Below are 16494 nucleotides of genomic sequence, written 5' to 3'. Positions count from 1 at the left end.
CAGCGACAACATCCTCCACACGCTCACCCGCGAGCACCCGCTCGATCACACCAACCCGCTCAACCAACCCCACATGCCGCACAACACCCTCCAAAAGAACATGTTGCACTCACCACCTGAAACCGCCCGCTCTGAAGCACGCATTCTCGCAAACTCAATGCGCCATGCGTACAGATGTGCAATCTCAATGCGTCATGCGAACAGACGCGCAGTCACGGTCCGCAATGGGTTCAGAAGTGCAGTGTCAATTCACAATGTGCGCGCATGCGAGCACATGAGCAATCTCAACGCGCGAAACGCACCCGCGCACACAATCTCAACGCGCAGAACACCCGCACACAATCGCAATCTCGGCAGCTACCGCGCCCGCTCCTCGTCACGCCGAGAGAAGCCAGGCAGACCCACTCGCCCAGTCAGCTCTTGCCGATCAACGAGTTGATCTGGAACATCGGCAGGTACAGCGCGATGACCATGCCGCCGATCACCACGCCCATGACCACGATCAGCACAGGTTCCATGGCCTGGGTCAGACGCTCTGTCGCTGACTTGACCTCTTGGTCGTAATAGCCGGCGACGCGCTTGAGCATGTCATCGAGCGCGCCTGAAGTCTCGCCCGCCGCAACCATCTGCACCGCGGTCGGCGGAAAGACCTTCTCGCGCCCCATCGCCGACGACAGCGCCTCGCCCTCACGCACAGATGCCCCGATTCGCAAGACAGCGTCTTCGACGACCACATTGCCGGCGGTCTGCCCGACCGTGTCGAGTGCCTGGGTCAGCGGCACGCCAGCGCCTGTCAGCAGTGCCAGGTTGCGCACGAAACGCCCGACGGCGACCTTGCCCACCAGCGTGCCGATCACGGGAATGCGCAGCACGAACGGGTCGATCACATGCCGCAGACGCTTGTTGTCACGGTTGAGCCGGTAGGCGATGACCAACGCGAGCACTCCGGCGATCAGCACCGGCCCGAGCCAGGGCATCACATGACTCATCGACACGAGAATCTGCGTGGGCAGCGGCAGCTGACCGCCCAATTGCGAGAACATCTGCTGAAAGATCGGCACGATGAACCAGGTGATGCCGATGACGGCGAGAAAGGCGATGATCAGCACGATCACCGGGTAGGTCGAGGCCCCCCTGATGTCATCGTGCAGCTTGACCTCGTTCTCATAGGTCTCTGCGATGCCGTTGAGCGCCACGTCGAGCGAACCCGAGACCTCACCGGCTCGCACCAGGCTCACGAAGAGCTGAGGAAACACCTCTTTCTGCTGCTCCAGTGCATATGAGAGCCCGACGCCCTGTTCCACCTGCATGCGCACGGTGTCGAGGGCAGCGACGAGCGTCTTGTCGTCGAGCTGCTGACGCGTCGTGCTGAGCGCTGTGACCAGAGGCAGGCCCGCGCCCACGAGCGTCGCCATCTGCCGGGCGAACATCGCCAGCTCTTTGAGCTTGGGACGCGATTTCAGGCCCGGGATGTGCAGCTCGCGATTCAGCCCCTCAGCACTGACCTCGTCGATCTGGGTCGGCACGGCCCCGAGCGTCGCGATCTTGTGGGCAGCCGCACGCTGATTGGGCGCCGAGATGCGCCCGGTGACCCTCTTGCCGGTCTTCTGGTCGACGCCTTGATAGCGGTAGGTGGTGTCTTCTGCCATGTCTGCTCTGCCTGCTCGTGCCCTCAGCGGGCGGTGAACCCGCCGAAGTCGGTGAATCTGTTCTCAAGCGCTTTGAAGGCCGCAGGGTCGCGCGACAGCGACAGCGCGTCGTCACGCTGCACCTCGCCTCGACCCACCAGCTGGGCGAGATGCTGGTCGAGTGTGCGCATTCCCTGCTCACGACCGGCCTGCACGGCAGAGTAGAGCATGTGCGTCTTGCCCTCGCGAATCATGTTCGAGATGGCCGGAGTCTCGATCAGAATCTCGCTCGCGGCGACACGACCGCCGCCGACGCGGCGCATCAGCGTCTGCGAGACGACAGCCTTGAGCGTGCCGGCAAGCTGGGTGCGAATCTGAGCCTGCTGATCCGAGGCGAACACATCGATGATGCGGTCAACGGTCTGCACCGAGTCTTGGGTGTGCAGTGTCGAGAGCACGAGGTGCCCGGTCTCTGCCGCGGTCAGTGCGACCTGAATGGTCTCGTGGTCACGCAGCTCGCCGACCAGAATCACATCGGGGTCCTGACGCAGGGCCCGTCGCAGCGCCTGGCTGAACGACCTTGTGTCACGACCGACCTCACGCTGGTTCACCACCGACTCGATGTCGTGATGCACGAACTCGATCGGGTCTTCGACGGTGAGAATGTGACAGCGCCTGGTGCGGTTGACCCGGTCGAGCAGCGCGGCGAGAGTCGTCGACTTGCCCGAACCGGTCGGCCCGGTCACCAGCACGAGCCCACGCTGCAGCTGTGCAAGGCGCTCGACAGAATCGGGCATGCCCAGCTGGCTCAACGTGCGGATCTCGTTGGGAATCAGCCGGAAAGCGGCTGCAGCCCCGTGCCGGTCGAAGTACAGATTGACGCGGAACCGATAATCATCGCTCATGTCGATGGACAGATCGAGTTCGAGCTCGTCGTTGAAGCGCTCCCACTCGGCTTCAGTGATGATCGAGCGCACGGCAGAGCCGACTTTGGCCGCCGACCATGGCTCGTCGAAGTCTGGCATGTGCTGCAGGTCGCCATCGACGCGAATCGACGGTCGCTTCCCCGCTCCGATGTGCAGGTCTGACGCATCGCACTGCACCACGGTCTCGAGACAGCTCGACAGGTGAATGTCCATGGTGTGAAACAGCAGGGCGCGCACGCGTTCGTCGTCATGGCGACGGGGCAGCTCGCTCACCGGGCGTTCGACCGCCGACTGGTGCCGAACTTCTGGCCCGTCGCTCAGCTCGGAATGCCCGGTCACGGCACTCGCATGCGTCTTCAGGTCTTGGCTCACACCGTTCGAATCGCTGGAGCGACCAGCGGGCGTCATCACCGGATCTGTCGCCCGACGGGCGCGACGGCTTTCGTCAGGCAACGACACGGAGCACCTCTTCAATCGTCGTGCGCCCCTCACGCACTTTCTGCCAGCCGTCATCACGCATGAGCACGGTGCCCTGCTGCACCGCTGCGGCAGCGATCTCGTCGCTCTGCGCACCGTGCAGGGCGAGGCGCGCCAGCTCGGGAGTCATGCGCATGACTTCGCGCAGGCCGACGCGCGACTTGTAGCCGGTGTGCTGGCACTGGCTGCAGCCGACAGGCTCGTAGACCACGACGTCGTCAGCGGCGGCGGGCCCGGCCAATCCGAGCTTCTGCGCCTGTGTCACCGGAATCACATGCTCACGACGGCAGGTCGGGCACAGCTGACGTGCCAGCCGCTGCCCCACCACCGCGCTCAGAGCCGACGTGATCAGATATGGTTCGACGCCCATCTCCGAGAGTCGAGTGATCGCACTTGCGGCGTCGTTGGTGTGCAGCGTGGCCAGCACCAGGTGGCCGGTCAGCGACGCTTCGATGGCGATGCGCGCGGTCTCTTCATCACGAATCTCGCCGATCAGCACGATGTCGGGGTCGGCGCGCAGAATGGCGCGCAGCACTCGTGCGAAGGTGAGACCCGCCCGCGGGTTCACCTGAATCTGGTTGATGCCGGCATAGCGAAACTCGACCGGGTCTTCGACCGTGATCACATTGACCGCGTCGCTGGCCACGTCGCGCAGGGCGGCATACAGCGTCGTCGACTTGCCCGACCCGGTGGGCCCAGTCGCGAGCACCAGCCCGTGCGGGCTGTGAATGGCCGAGCGAAACTGCTGCAGCTGGTCGGGTTCGAAGCCGAGATCGTCGAGACGTTGGGGCGCGGCCTTGGCGTCGAGCAGTCGCATCACCACGGTCTCGCCCCAGACAGTGGGCAGGGTGGCGACGCGCAGATCGACCCGCCGCTCGCCGGTGGATGCTGTGAAGCGCCCGTCTTGCGGCACCCGTTTCTCGGCGATGTCCATGCCGGCCATGATCTTCAAGCGGGAGACGAGCCCGGAGTGGATCTCAGACGACGCGCGCTGCACCTCGCGCAGCACACCGTCGACGCGGTAGCGCACGACTGACTCTTTCTCACCTGGATCGATGTGGATGTCGCTCGCATGGTCGTGAATCGCCTGGCTGATCAGCAGATTCACGAGCCGAACGATCGGCGCGCTGTCATCGTCTTCATCGGCAGTCTGGGTCAGGTCAAGCTGACGCTGCTGAATCTCTTCACTGATTGCGGTGGTGAGGTCGCTGAGCTCTTTGTCAGAGCGGTGGTACTTGTTGATCGCCGCGCTCAGGTCGGCATCGGCGACGATGACCGGGGTGACCATGCGCCCTGATGACAGCTGAGCGTCGTCAATGGCCAGCACGTTCGAGGGATCGAGCATCGCGAGTCTGAGCGAGCCGTCGGGGCCGAAGCCGATCGGCAGCACCTCGTCACGACGGCAGACGTGCGCCGGCACCAGTTTGACGGCCTCAGGGTCGATGGCCTGATCGGCCAGAGACACGTATTCCAGATGCTCGTGCTCTGCAAGCTGTTTGGCCAGCACCGTGCCGTTGACCTTCGTGTGCTCGAGCAGCCAAGACGCCTCGCGCGAAGTGCCGAGCACCTCGGGCGGCACAGACTGCGCCTCTGTCGCAGACAGTGCGCCGTGCACGACGAGCGCGGGCACCAGAGATGCCATGGCCATTTGCCCCTTTCGCGCGGCTGAAGCAGCTCGTGCTGCTGACGCGGCTGGACTCGCCGCACCGTTCAGTTTAGTCGAGCCTGGTGCTGTCGAGCTCGAGCATGCCCGGCGCAGCGCTGTCACCGGTTTCCTCTTGCGCCTCGCAGCGGGCGCAGATGCGCGCTCCCCCACTCACGCGCGCACGCACTCACCCGCCCAAGCCGCTCCACCTGAGCGCGCCGTTTCGCCAGAGCGCACACCGTTTCGCTGAAATTCCTGCATTCGTGACGGAACGGTGCTCGGCACAGCGAAACGGTGCTCGGTGCAGCGAAACGATGCCCGCCTCCCACCCGCTACCCTCAGACCATGTGCGGACGCATCGTTCAGGCCAAGACCTCAGACTACGTCGCCCTGTTCGACGTCGAACAGGATGACACCGCCGGCTTCACCCCCACTTGGAATCTCAAGCCGACCCAGAGCGCACTGGTCGTCGCAGACGGAGACAAAGACGGCATCCGCCGGCTCACGCCGGCACGCTGGTCGTTGGTGCCGCCCTGGTCGAAGGAGCTCAAGCTCAGGTTTCCGACGTTCAACGCGCGCATCGAGACCGCCGTGCAGAAGCCGACCTTTCGTGCATCGATGAAGCGCCGCCGGTGCATCTTCCCAGTCGACGGGTACTACGAATGGGAGACCGTCGGCAGGGCGAAGAGACCGTATTTCGTGCATGCCGAGTCTGAGTCGACGCCGCTCGTACTGGCCGGGCTCTACAGCTGGTGGCGCGATCCGAGCGCCGGCGAGCTCTGCGCGTCCGTGGCAAGCGGTGCGCCAGATGCGGCGACGGATGCTGCAGTCGAACCCGGTGCACACGGTGACGGCTGGGTGCTCACCGCGACGGTGCTCACACAACCTGCTGCTCCTGGTCTCGCCTGGCTGCACGATCGCATGCCCGTCATGCTGGATTCCAGCGCGGGAGGCCGAGGGCTGCTCGACGCTTGGCTCGCCCCCGACATCGATGGCAGTTCACTCGCGCACGAGGTCGCGACCGCGAGCGCTGCCACCGCCGAGTCGCTCTCGTGGCACGAGGTCGCTGCGCTGCGCGGTGATGGCCCTGAGCTGACTGAGCCTGTCTGACCGGAGAGAAGCCCTGCACCCCAGCGCAGGAAGGCACCGCGCTGCCACCTGGAGCGCACTGCCGTGGCGAAACCCGACATTGGATCTCCGGTATTTGTGGTTATCGCCGACGTAAACCACGAAAAGTGCTCACCGGACTGGCGCGACGGTGCGCTGCGCGACCGACATGACAGCAGAGTGAGACTGCCCCCGCAAAACCCGCAACGCAACCCGCGGCGATTGCCTCTCAGCCCGCAAGTTCCGTGTATAGCGGCGTTCTCGCGCGGGTGCGTTAGATAGCTTCTGATTGAACCACCGGCTGAACTCGCTGCTCAGTGCACCGCCCCTTTGCCCTGTGCAGGAGTTCGGCCGGCGTTCAAATCACCCGAATCGCACCTGAATTCCACCGGCTATGGCATACCGGTACCGGCTGGCTCACTTCTCACACGCGATGCCGTCGCGATCACGATCGAGCTTGTACGAGTAACCGGGCTGCCCCTGGTACAGTGACGCCTCGCCTGCTCGGCGGGCCGCAGCGCCAGCTCAGCGCAGCAGGCCGCGTTCTGCAGCAACAGCAAGCAGCTCTTTCCTGTTGTGCACGTCAAGCGCTCGGTAGAGCCGTTGAATATTGCTTTTGACCGTGTTCGTCGACACGTGCAGCTCATTCGCGATCTCGCTGTTTGACCTCCCCTGAGAAATGAGCTGCACGAGATGCAGCAGAGTCGGAGGCAGCTTTGGCCGAGGGAGCACATCTGGCACCAGAGAGTGCGGAGCGGCAATCTCACACGCTGCATAGAGCGGTGCCATCAAATTGCCGGGAACGACTGCCAGCGAGCGTCGTCCGCCCTGGAGATCTGCGATAGCGGCAGCCTCCCGCAGCATAGACTGCGCCTCAGCGCTGCGCCCGGTGTGCCATGCGGCGCATGCGGCGAGCGTCATCGCTTCAGCTCGGGCGAGCGGGCCGAGCGAGTCGAATGACAATGCCTTCCCCGACAGATCAGAAGCTCCCAGAAAGTCTCCGGCATACAACGCCAGACGGGCGCGCGTCGGCAGCGCGATCGGAGTTGCCAGTGTAGAGAGACGGCCAGCCAGCGTGTGCGCCGCGCCCAGATGACGAGCAGAGATCATCGTCTCAACCTGACAGATCGTCACGATCTGTGCCGGCATCTCGTCTGCGGCCGGCACCATGGGGCGAATCTCTTCGAGAATCGCCGTCAGGAGGCTCGGCACACCGAGCACCTGTACCGCACGACGATAGGCCAACAGCAGAAAAGGCCAGAGCTCGTCATGCCAGTAGGCTGCAGCCTGAGTGAGGCCGATCAGCCGTTCGGCTTCGGCTCGGTCCAGGCGCTCAGCGGCGATGAAGAGCGCCGCCGTATATTCACCGCAGCACACCATCTCGCGAATGCGCCCGGTCGGCTTGGGCAGCGTGCGAAGATGACGCAGATGTCGGTCTGCAGCCACGATGTCTCCCATGAGCACACGCGTGACTGCGAGTTTGCTCTCGGCATCGCGGCACAGCATTCGGTCACCGTCGCGGGTGGCGATCTGCAGCGTCGCCTCGAAATCTCTGGCGGCCGTCGCGTAGCGCCCGGCGAGCAGGGCAGACAGACCGGTATGCAGCCGCGATACCGCGATCGTGCTGGTTCGCAGGGGTTCGGCGGCCCGGTCGCTCTCGGCGTAGCTTTGCCGCAGGCGCAGAATCAGGATGCTGCTGAGCAGACGAAGTTCGCGTGACGGCGAGCGAGTGCATTCTTCGAGTTCGAGTGCCCCGACCTTCGTTGAGTCCGTGACGGGCACTTTCGCCTGTGCAGCGAGAAATGCTCGACAGAACATCAGATCGGGGTGAGAGGTCTGCACCTCTGGCGGCAGTGCACGGAGGGCACGGTGCATCAGGTGGGGAACTTCGCTGGTCAGGGAATAGAGGTTCGGCCGCAGCACCTCGATCATGCTGGTGACGTCCTGGTCTTCGAAGGCCTGCTGCAGCCGTGCTGCGGGCGGCTGCTCCGTCTTCTTCATCGCCTCGCGAACGCGCTGCATGTTCTGTCTGTATGTGTCCGGGCGCCGTCGTCGGCACTCTTGTCGGACGACTCTTCGCAACGCCTCAGGCACCCGGCCGATTACAGTGACGTCGTCGTCAGCACGCGAGATCAGCCCGTTGGCCATCATGCCGTCGAGCAGATCAGAAAAATCACTGTCGGGCCAGAGTTCGACGGCGAGGCTGTGCGTTAACGCCACAGGCAGAGCCATGGCCGAGAAGAAGTCGACTTCGCGCTCAGAGAGATGCAGATTCGTGAGCACGCCGAGAGCCGCATCATCAACGTTACCGACAGCACGACCGCGGCCGAGCATGACATCGACGACCGGTTGCAGACGACCCGCCTCATGCGTCACACGCTTGGCGAGATCAGCGTCATTGTCCACAAGGGCCAGCAGCTCTGCAGCATCAATCAGGGGTGCTCTCGTGGAATCAGTGCTCGCCGAACTCGTCACGCAACCACCCATCCACATCACCTCAGGCCGAAGCAAATGCTCCGCGTCCTGACATCGTCGCCCGAGAACGACAAGCTCTGGCCGTACACACCATACTAACTGCCCGACAGGCACGGCCCAACGACGCACCCCCCTTCTCTGGTGGCGCACATTGATTCCAGGATTCGCGCGTGGTGACCGACCACCTCGACTGCGCGAAGCGAGTCGTGTGCCTGGTGGTCAAGCACACGACTCGCTTCGTGCGACGCCAGAGGCCGAAACCGCTGACGTCTGCCGCCTCAAGGGGCTGAAGAGGCTGGCTATTCAGTTGTCATCTTTCATTCAGCCCGCTGACGACGGCGTGTCATCAGCAGTGCTGCTCCGGCGGAGACGAGCGCTGCACCCGCAGCGATGCCACCCACCGTGAGACCAGTTCGAGCGAGGTCACCGCTGTTCGTCACCGGCGGCACAGGATCGGCAGCATTGGTGATCGCCCCGAGATCGATCGAGACGTGCTCGGCGTCGATCGTCACGGGGTGCGCGGTAGCGTCGAGCTGATACCCCTGCGGCGCCTTCGACTCGGTCAGCGTGTACTCACCCCAGGCGAGGCCGCTGACTTTGAGCGCGCCGATTTCGGGATCTTCATCGCCCGCGCCGTTGTCGACCACAGTCGTGGCCTTGCCGTCGGGGCCGACCAGAGACCATTCACTGCCCGCGAGCGCGTCGCCCGTGGTCGCATCGGTCTTCTGCCAGGTCAGCGAACCGGGGATGCGCTGGTTGGTGATCGCGTTGAGCGTCACGTTCACCGCGTTCTGGCCGATCGAGACCTTGAGGTTCTGCGTCGTGGGTAGGTAGCAGGTCGGGGCCTTGGTCTCGGTCAGTGCGTAGTCGCCCCAGGCCAGACCGCTGACTTTGAGCGCACCGATTTCGGGATCTTCATCGCCCGCGCCGTTGTCGACCACAGTCGTGACCTTGCCGTCGGGGCCGACCAGAGACCATTCGCTGCCCGCGAGCTTGGCGCCCGACGTCGCGTCGGTCTTCTGCCAGGTCACGGTGCCCGGGTCATGGTCGAGTGTGTTCGTGAAGGTGACCGCGACATTGGCGTTCTCTCCAACTGTGACCTCTTGGTCATCGGGAGTCTGCCAGGTCGCGCTGCCGACCCCTTGCGGGGCGGTCTCGTGCACAGTCACCACAGCACGCGCGGGTACCTGCGGCGACGTCCAGGTGGCGCTGGCCTTGACCGACCACTCCCCCTGGCCGGCGGCATAGACCCCTTCTTTGGCCGGGTACGACCACGTGCCGATGTAATCACGGTCTGCGTCGGCCAGCTCGGTGCCGGTGCCGTCCAGCTTCTTACTGACGCTGAAGGTGCCCTTGCGCAGACTCACGGTGTTCGTGACGGTGGCGTGGTCTGCGGCATCACCAGTGGCGGGCTTCAGCCTGCCGTCAGCCGTGATGGTGTACACATCGCCTGCAGAGGCAGGCGCGAACACGGGGTCTGCCCAGGTGATGTTCGCGGTGTCGCTCGGCTTCGCCTCTGAGAGCGTCACCGTCGCGCCGACGGGGATGTCATTCTCCGAATTGCCCGCGGTACCAGCAGGGTCGACGGTGATGTCGCCCCTGCCGCTCTTCTGGTAGCCCAGGGCGTCGGCGCCGTACGTGTACTCGTAGTGCACGCTGTAGTTGGCAGGCAGGCCGAGAGCTCCATCGGCGTTCGCCAGAGCCTTCGCAACCGAGAAGCCTGTGGTCGGCTTGAGATCAGCGACATTCTTGATCGTCAGATCGCTGAGACTCCCGATCGCGGCATGCCCCGATCCCGTCTGCCCGTCGATGTCGAAGGAGTAGGGCAGGTCGATCGGCGTGCTCTCATCGTCGCCGAGAAAGAGCTTCGGCGTGCCCCAGCCGATCGCGTCGGTGCCCGATGGAATGACTTCGTCGATGGTGACTCGTTCGCCCTGTTCGAAGTAGGGCGATGCGGTCTGGCTGCCGTCGGCATAGACCTTGAACGACCCTTTTCTGCCTTCGCTGAGATCAACGTTGCGCACCGAATAGTCAATCGTGTAAGCAAGGTCTTTCTTGACGTCGTCTGCGGCGGTGCCGCTGAGCTTCTTGGAGACCAGCAGGCCGCCCTGCTTGCTGCCGATGACCCAGGCCCCTGAGAAGTCGCTCACCGACTCGCTCCTGGCGGGGTTCGACGTGTCACCCTGCCCATCGACCATGACGGTGTAGGCGTTGCGGTATGCCGTGCCCACGGTGGGGGCTTTGACCGTCTCGTCGATCTTCATGCGCAGTGAGACTCGGTAGATCGCCTGCGGAGCGGCATCGCCGTTCAGAAACTTCTGCCCGTCTTTCAGCGTGTACTTGCCTGTGACATCACGTGCCGTGAACGAGATCTTGGTCGTTGTGACGCCGCCCGAAGTCGATGACGACACCTGAAGGCCGAGCATGGAGTCATCGGCAGCGGTGAGGTACTTCCACTGGTCGCCGGCCGGCCCTCACCAGCCCAGCCCGCCTTCGGCCTCGACGGCGTTCTCTTGCACACGTACCGAGCTCGGGTCGAACCCAGCGAGCAGCGACGGGTCGTCGGTCGTGTCCACGATTGCGATGCTGCTCCCCGGGGCCAACCCTGTGGCAGGGGCTGGCACACTCATCGTCCAGTTGACGTAGCTGCCGGAGTCATCTTTCGTGAGCCACTCTGACTTCCACCGATTCTCGCCGGTGTACTCGCAGTTCTCGGTGCAGTGCCCCGGCTCGACCTTGGGCAGCACGGTGATCTCGTTGGTCGTCGAGTCTCCGATCGGAAAGCTCTTGTGCTCTTCTTCGGTGTTCTTGACATCGAGCGTGCCTGCGATCTCGAGCCCGCCGTGCAGATTGTTCGGGTGCTCGGCGACATAGCTGTCGTCGATGGTGCAGAGCACGTGGGCCCCGCCCGCTGCGGCCGTGATCACACACTTTCCAGCGGGCCTTCCGTCAGACCCCATCAGATCAAAACCCGGGTCAGATGAGACATTCAGTTCAGCTGGCAGAGTCACATCGATCACGGCGGGCAGGTCTGTCGGGGTCTTGTCGAAAGCCCAGTCAATACTCAGCTTGAACTTGTCTCCGTCAGTGAACGCGGGCACATCGCCGGCATAGTCAGTGATCTTCGACTCAGTGATCGTCGCGTTCGTCGCCGCAGAGGCGCTCTGCACGCCGAACAGGTTCGAGCTGGCGGCGAATGCATCGCACGACAACCCGAATCTAGGCAGTCTGCTTGAGCGAGAGATCAGAAATCGAGGTATTTCACCCCCGTGTTCACCCCAAAACAGCCTGGAGGTGAGGAGAGGGCAGCAGCGTGTCAGATGGCGTCTGATCGAGCAGAGGTGCTGCTCTCCGCACCTCCCCGGTCAGCCTCAGAACGAGCTGAAATCGAGCTGCGGTGTGCCGTCGGCCCCGATCGACACCGGCACGACGGTCGTGTAGTCGAAGACCCCGCTGTTCACCCGGGAGTCGCTCACCCAGTCGTCTTGGTCGTCGTAGCGCCATTTGTAGTCGATGTGCATATCGCCGCCGGTGAGCACGACCGATCCAGCAGTCGAGCCTTTGGACTCCCCCGTGCCGCTCTGGCCGCTCTGACCGCTCTGACCTTGATTCGAATACGACGACCCACCCCAGCCGCCCGATCGGGACGACTGCTGCACGGTTTCGTCTTGGAACGTGATCGTGGGCTGCCCCGACCACGACCGATGTATGCCTGTGACGGCATACGAGCCGGGATCGTCCATCTTCAGATGCTTGCATCCCTCGGGCTCGAACTTGTCAGACTGCATGCACTCGGCGATGCGGCTCTTCACCTGGTTGACCGCATAGTCGCGCCCCAGCTGCGACCAGGACTCTGTGAACGCCACTGAGGCGGCATCCGCATCACCAGCGGTGAACGCTTTGACCGTCACCGGCTCGCCGAACGTCACGTACTGACTGTTCTGCTGTGGAGCGAACGTATACGCCCCGGGCAGCACCGAGATCTCTGTCGCACTGCCGAGCTGAACCTTCACGCCGTTGACCGTGTCGACGGCGTCGGGCGAACTCACCGTGATCTGCTCCAGGCCGCCACCGGTGAACGCCCAGTCGTCGAAGATGACGCTCTGCTGCCCGCGCTTCTGCAGCGCGATGGTGAGCGGGTAGCTCTTCGAGTCGATCGTGAAGGCTGCGTTGACCGTGGCAGTGTCGCCCGAGATCGTCGTGCTGTCGATCGTGAACGCCGTCGGCCTGGCCGAGGATGCTCCGAAGACCTCCGAGGTCAGCAGCGCACGCTGATCGGTGCTCAGGTTGGGACGGTACAGTTCGAGCGCGTGATCGACGTCGCCGTCGACCACGGCCTGCAGGTAGGCCTTGGCACGAGCCTCCGGGCCATAGGTCGAGCTGTTGCCGATCGCACGCGCGATGAAGCCGGCAGCGACCAGCAGACCGACGCAGACGATGGCCATGATGATGACGATCCACCGGTGCTTCTGCCTGCGACGCTGTTGCTGCAGCTCGTCGGCGCTCAGCGCGCCGACGAGCTCACCGCCGCCCCAGGCGGCGTTGCCGTTGCCGGCCCAGCCGGTGCCATCGTCGGGTCCCGGTGGCGGTGTCATGCCCCCCTGCTGGTATGCGGTGCTCTCATACGCTGCGGTCGTGCCGTAGCCGTCGGAGACAGCGCCAGTGCCGTAGCCGCCTGCGGCGGCGTTATAACCGCCCGCGGCCGTGCCCCCACCGGCGTACTCGGCAGCGCCAGACTGCCAGCCGCCGTAGTGCTGCGCAGTTGCCTCGCTGACGCCCTGCCCGACTTGCCCGACGATCTGCGTGGCTTCGGCATCGGTGCCAACGATGTGCGTGGTCTCAGAGAACTGTCGCTCGTCAGCAGGCCAGGCGGCCTGTGCCTTGACGGTCTCTTCTTCGAGATCTGCGTCACGGGGCGCCTGCGCAAGCCGTGGCGGCGGCGCGCCGTGCTGTCTGATCTTGTCAGGTCGTTCGTTCTCGGACGTCACGCGTCATTCCCCCTTGAGCAGAAAAAGCACACAGAATTCGACCGGCCTCGCTTGGCTGCCGAATCTCAACGTCCCAAGCCTACTCGGCGGGCGTCGTCGCCGAGCAGGCGATCCAAGGTCTCTGAATCGGCCGCGTCGCTCTCGTCACGGCAGTGGTCGCATGGAGCACCGACCGGGGCCCAGGCGAAGACTGGTCAGCCGTCGCGGCCGGCGACCACGACTGTGGCGTGGCCCTGTGCGGGGGCGACGAGGCGCAGTTCGCGGGCGTCGACCAGCACGGCCGCCTGCCCCTCGCCCACGGTCAGCCGAGAGCCGTCTGCGTCGTCGATGAGCAGACGCCCGTCTCCGTGGTGATGCATCACGTAGGCAATGTCACCGTCATGGAACGGCACACGGGCGCGCTGCCCGTCGCCCACATGCGCGAACGTGAGTCGCAGACCGGCACCCTCGGCCTGCACCTCGACCACATCGTTCTTGTGATACTCGTACAGGTGCTTCGGCGCTGACGGCTCGAAGTCGAGCACCTTCAGAAACTCGTGGTCGTCGACGTGCTTCGAGGTGAGCCCGGCACGCAGCACGTTGTCGCTCGGCCCCATCAGCTCGAGACCTGTGCCGTGCAGATAACAGTGCGGCGTGCGCGGGCGCAGGTAGATCGACTGGCCGCGCTGCAGCGTCTCGTGGCGCAGCAGCAGCCCGAACGGCACGCCGCGGTCGCCCGGGTAATACTGGTCGAGCCGGCGCAGCACGTCGTCGCGTTCGTTCGCACAGACGCCGAACCCGCCGATGAAGCGAATATGCATCTGATTGGCCAGCGCGCGGCCGAACACCGCGTCGTCTTGCAGCATCCACCGCACCGCAGCCTCGATCGGGTCGTCTTCGACCAGCGCGTGCAGCAGCTCGAGCCAGATGATCTCTTCGGTGCGCGACTGGCAGCTGCGCAGAATCAGCTCGACGTCGGCGATCACGTCTTCTGCATCGCGAAAGCCAGCGAGCAGGTCGAACGACTCGCTCAGCGCGTAGACCATCTCGGGCTTGGCGTTCGGGTCGCTATAGTTGCGCACGGCGGCCTTGAGCGGCACATTCATCGCATTCTCGAGCACAAAGCCCTCGTTCGCCTGATCGGCGTCTGGGTGCACCTGCACGCTCAGCGGTCGCTCGACCGAGAGCAGCTTGAAGAGATAGCCGATGTCGGCAGGGCGGTCGAGCTCCTGCAGCACCTCGGGCAGGGGTCTGCCCTCGTACGGGCCGGACACGACGACCGAAGGCCAGGTGGAGTGGGTGCCCAGCCAGAGTTCGGCTTCGGGTGTGGTGTCGGTCGGCGTCGACGCTGAAGCCGCAGCAGCGGGTGCGGTGGCCTCGCTCGCCACGAAGGCGCCGGCGGTGTGGAATCGCCGCGACGGAACACCGCGCAGCCGCGCCATGCCCCCGGGAGTGCCCCAGTCATAGTCGCGTGGTTCATTGTCGATCAGCAGTGACATCTCTGTCATCGTAGCGTCGCCGCACACGACATGTGCTGCTGAGGCGATACCTGCGGAAAACTCGGTGGACACGATCTGACGCGATATCGGGCGAATCCGAGGGTGAATTGCGGCGGATGAGTCGATGCGTCGCCGCAGCACGCAGCAACACTGCAACGGCACCACTGCTGAAAAGCGTATAAAGAAACCCGAGGATCCGGTCGGGGGGGGTGACTCAGATCCTCGGGCTAAGAAAGATACTATCTGTTTCTGCTCGATCTGTCTGGCGCTGCTCCAGATTTCTTAGAAATCTGACAGCAACTGTGCCAATTTGACCGATCGCTGCGCGCTTCGCGAGGTCAGAGCACTCGGCGAATGCCCCAGTTCGACCACCAGCCGCCGACGAGCGGTGAGATCTTGACCACGTCGCCGGGTTTCGGCGCGTGGATCACCTGGTTGCCACCGAGATAGATGCCGACGTGGCCGCCGCCGTTCATCCACACGAGGTCGCCGGGCTGCGCCTGATCGATCGAGACCGCCGTGCCGACGTTCATCTGCGCCTGCGAGACGCGCGGCAGCGAGACGCCGTTGCGTGCGAAGACCCACGAGGTGAAGCCGGAGCAGTCGAAGCCGGCTGGCGTGGTGCCTCCCCAGACATACGGCGTGCCGAGATACTGGCGTGCGGTGCCGACGACCGCCGCACCGCGACTGCCGGTGGAGGCCGGAGCAGCCGGCGTCGGAGTCGGCGTGGCCGCCGGCTTCGTCTGAGCGGCCGGCGTCGGAGTCGAGGTCTGAGCCGGGGCCGGCGTCGAGGTCGATGTCGAGGTGTGCTGCGGCGACGACGAGGTCTGGGCCGGAGAAGCTGCGGGGGCTGCCACCGCAGCAGGACGCTGCACCACGGCAGGAGCTGCCCCGGTGTTGAAGTTCGCTTCGTCGCCGGCTGAGACCGGTGCGATCTTCTGCGCCGCGGCGGTGCGCTCCGCCTGCGCCTGCTGTTTGGCCTGGTCGGCGTTCTGCCCCTGCAGCTGAGCAAGCTGGCCACGAAGCGTCACGACCTCGTCGGTCTGACCGTTGAACAGGTCGTAGGCCTGCTGCGCGGTCTGCTGGGCGGCCTGGGTGCGCTGGTCGTATTCGTCGGCGAGCTGCTCGAGCGCCTGCTGCTGCGACTGCGTCTGGTCACGCAGGGCCGAGAGGGTGTTCGCGTCGGCGAGCGCACCCTTGACCTTGCCGTCGACGTCGCCCCCGAGCTTGTCCAGAGCGGCCATGCGCTTCAGCGCGTCGTCGGCGTCGGCGACGCCGACGACCGTCGAGAGCTGGGAGTTCGCGACCGACCCCCCGCCACGTGCCAGCTGGGCCGTGACCTGACCGGCCTGACGCTTGGAGGCATCCGCCGTCTGCTGCGCGTTCTGCACCTGCACCTGCAGGTCGACGAACGAGCCGATCGCGTCAGACAGGCGCTGCTGCACCTGTGCACTCTGCGACTCGGCCTCAGAACGGGCCTGTGCGGCAGCGTTGTAATCGGCCTCGAGCTTGTCGAGGGTGCCCTGCACCTGCTTCACGAGACTGTCGCGCTTGCCAGGGTCGTTCGCTGCGGCGTTGACGTCATCTTGGCTGGGGGCTGTGACCGGATCTGCCACTGCGGGAACGCCCGACCAGACGCCGGCCCAGAGTGCGGTCGTGAGCGCGAGGCCAGCTGCGCTGGCCCCAGGAATGATGCGAGACTTCACCGATCCTCCTTGTTGCACGCGTGAGGTCGAACCCCTTGGCACAGACCTGCGCGAAAGACGATCC

The 16494-nt window shown here is 64.6% G+C and carries 10 protein-coding genes and 1 pseudogene; 1 reads left to right on the top strand and 10 read right to left on the bottom strand.

Going from position 1 to position 16494, the window contains the following annotated elements; genetic code table 11:
- Window positions 1-413: 413 nt before the first annotated feature.
- From LRX77_RS06045 to LRX77_RS06035, 3 genes are read right to left on the bottom strand one after another with little or no spacing between them, the layout of a single operon-like run.
- Window positions 414-1649, bottom strand: a complete 1236-nt coding sequence (locus LRX77_RS06045; RefSeq protein ID WP_231831993.1) for a type II secretion system F family protein — start codon at window positions 1647-1649, stop codon at window positions 414-416.
- A 23-nt stretch (window positions 1650-1672) separates the two neighbouring features.
- Window positions 1673-2962: a type IV pilus twitching motility protein PilT gene (locus LRX77_RS06040; protein WP_269453700.1), complete on the bottom strand. Its 1290-nt coding sequence runs from the start codon at window positions 2960-2962 to the stop codon at window positions 1673-1675.
- Between the two features lie 37 nt (window positions 2963-2999).
- The gene (locus LRX77_RS06035; protein WP_231831992.1) at window positions 3000-4679 is read right to left on the bottom strand and encodes a GspE/PulE family protein; all 1680 of its coding nucleotides are present in this window, start codon (window positions 4677-4679) and stop codon (window positions 3000-3002) included.
- Between the two features lie 342 nt (window positions 4680-5021).
- Between LRX77_RS06035 and LRX77_RS06030 the strand changes: the two genes are divergently transcribed.
- Window positions 5022-5786, top strand: a complete 765-nt coding sequence (locus tag LRX77_RS06030; RefSeq protein WP_231831991.1) for an SOS response-associated peptidase — start codon at window positions 5022-5024, stop codon at window positions 5784-5786.
- Window positions 5787-6200: 414 nt separating this feature from the next.
- Here LRX77_RS06030 and LRX77_RS06025 read toward each other — a convergent pair.
- The 7 genes and pseudogenes from LRX77_RS06025 to LRX77_RS05995 all read right to left on the bottom strand — a co-directional run.
- A pseudogene (locus LRX77_RS06025) lies at window positions 6201-6290 on the bottom strand (excalibur calcium-binding domain-containing protein); the annotation flags it as partial.
- Window positions 6291-6308: 18 nt separating this feature from the next.
- A complete protein-coding gene (locus tag LRX77_RS10510) occupies window positions 6309-8258 on the bottom strand; it encodes a LuxR C-terminal-related transcriptional regulator (protein ID WP_231831990.1) in 1950 nt (649 codons plus the stop codon).
- Window positions 8259-8575: 317 nt separating this feature from the next.
- Complete coding sequence (locus tag LRX77_RS06015; RefSeq protein ID WP_231831989.1) at window positions 8576-10684, bottom strand: MSCRAMM family protein; 2109 nt, start codon at window positions 10682-10684, stop codon at window positions 8576-8578.
- Between the two features lie 48 nt (window positions 10685-10732).
- Window positions 10733-11470 carry a hypothetical protein gene (locus LRX77_RS06010; RefSeq protein WP_231831988.1) on the bottom strand — a complete coding sequence of 246 codons (738 nt, stop codon included), beginning with the start codon at window positions 11468-11470 and terminating at the stop codon, window positions 10733-10735.
- A gap of 159 nt (window positions 11471-11629) precedes the next feature.
- Entirely contained in the window at window positions 11630-13246 is a 1617-nt protein-coding gene (locus LRX77_RS06005; RefSeq protein WP_231831987.1) for a hypothetical protein, read from the bottom strand.
- A gap of 194 nt (window positions 13247-13440) precedes the next feature.
- On the bottom strand, window positions 13441-14724 hold the full coding sequence (manA, locus tag LRX77_RS06000; RefSeq protein WP_231831986.1) for a mannose-6-phosphate isomerase, class I: 1284 nt from the start codon (window positions 14722-14724) through the stop codon (window positions 13441-13443).
- Between the two features lie 338 nt (window positions 14725-15062).
- Window positions 15063-16430 carry a C40 family peptidase gene (locus tag LRX77_RS05995; RefSeq protein ID WP_231831985.1) on the bottom strand — a complete coding sequence of 456 codons (1368 nt, stop codon included), beginning with the start codon at window positions 16428-16430 and terminating at the stop codon, window positions 15063-15065.
- Between the last annotated feature and the right edge of the window lie 64 nt (window positions 16431-16494).

It is taken from the genome of Pseudoclavibacter sp. 13-3 (assembly GCF_021168475.1).
Classification (GTDB): domain Bacteria; phylum Actinomycetota; class Actinomycetes; order Actinomycetales; family Microbacteriaceae; genus Pseudoclavibacter_A.
This window is presented reverse-complemented; position numbering and strand designations above follow the sequence as displayed.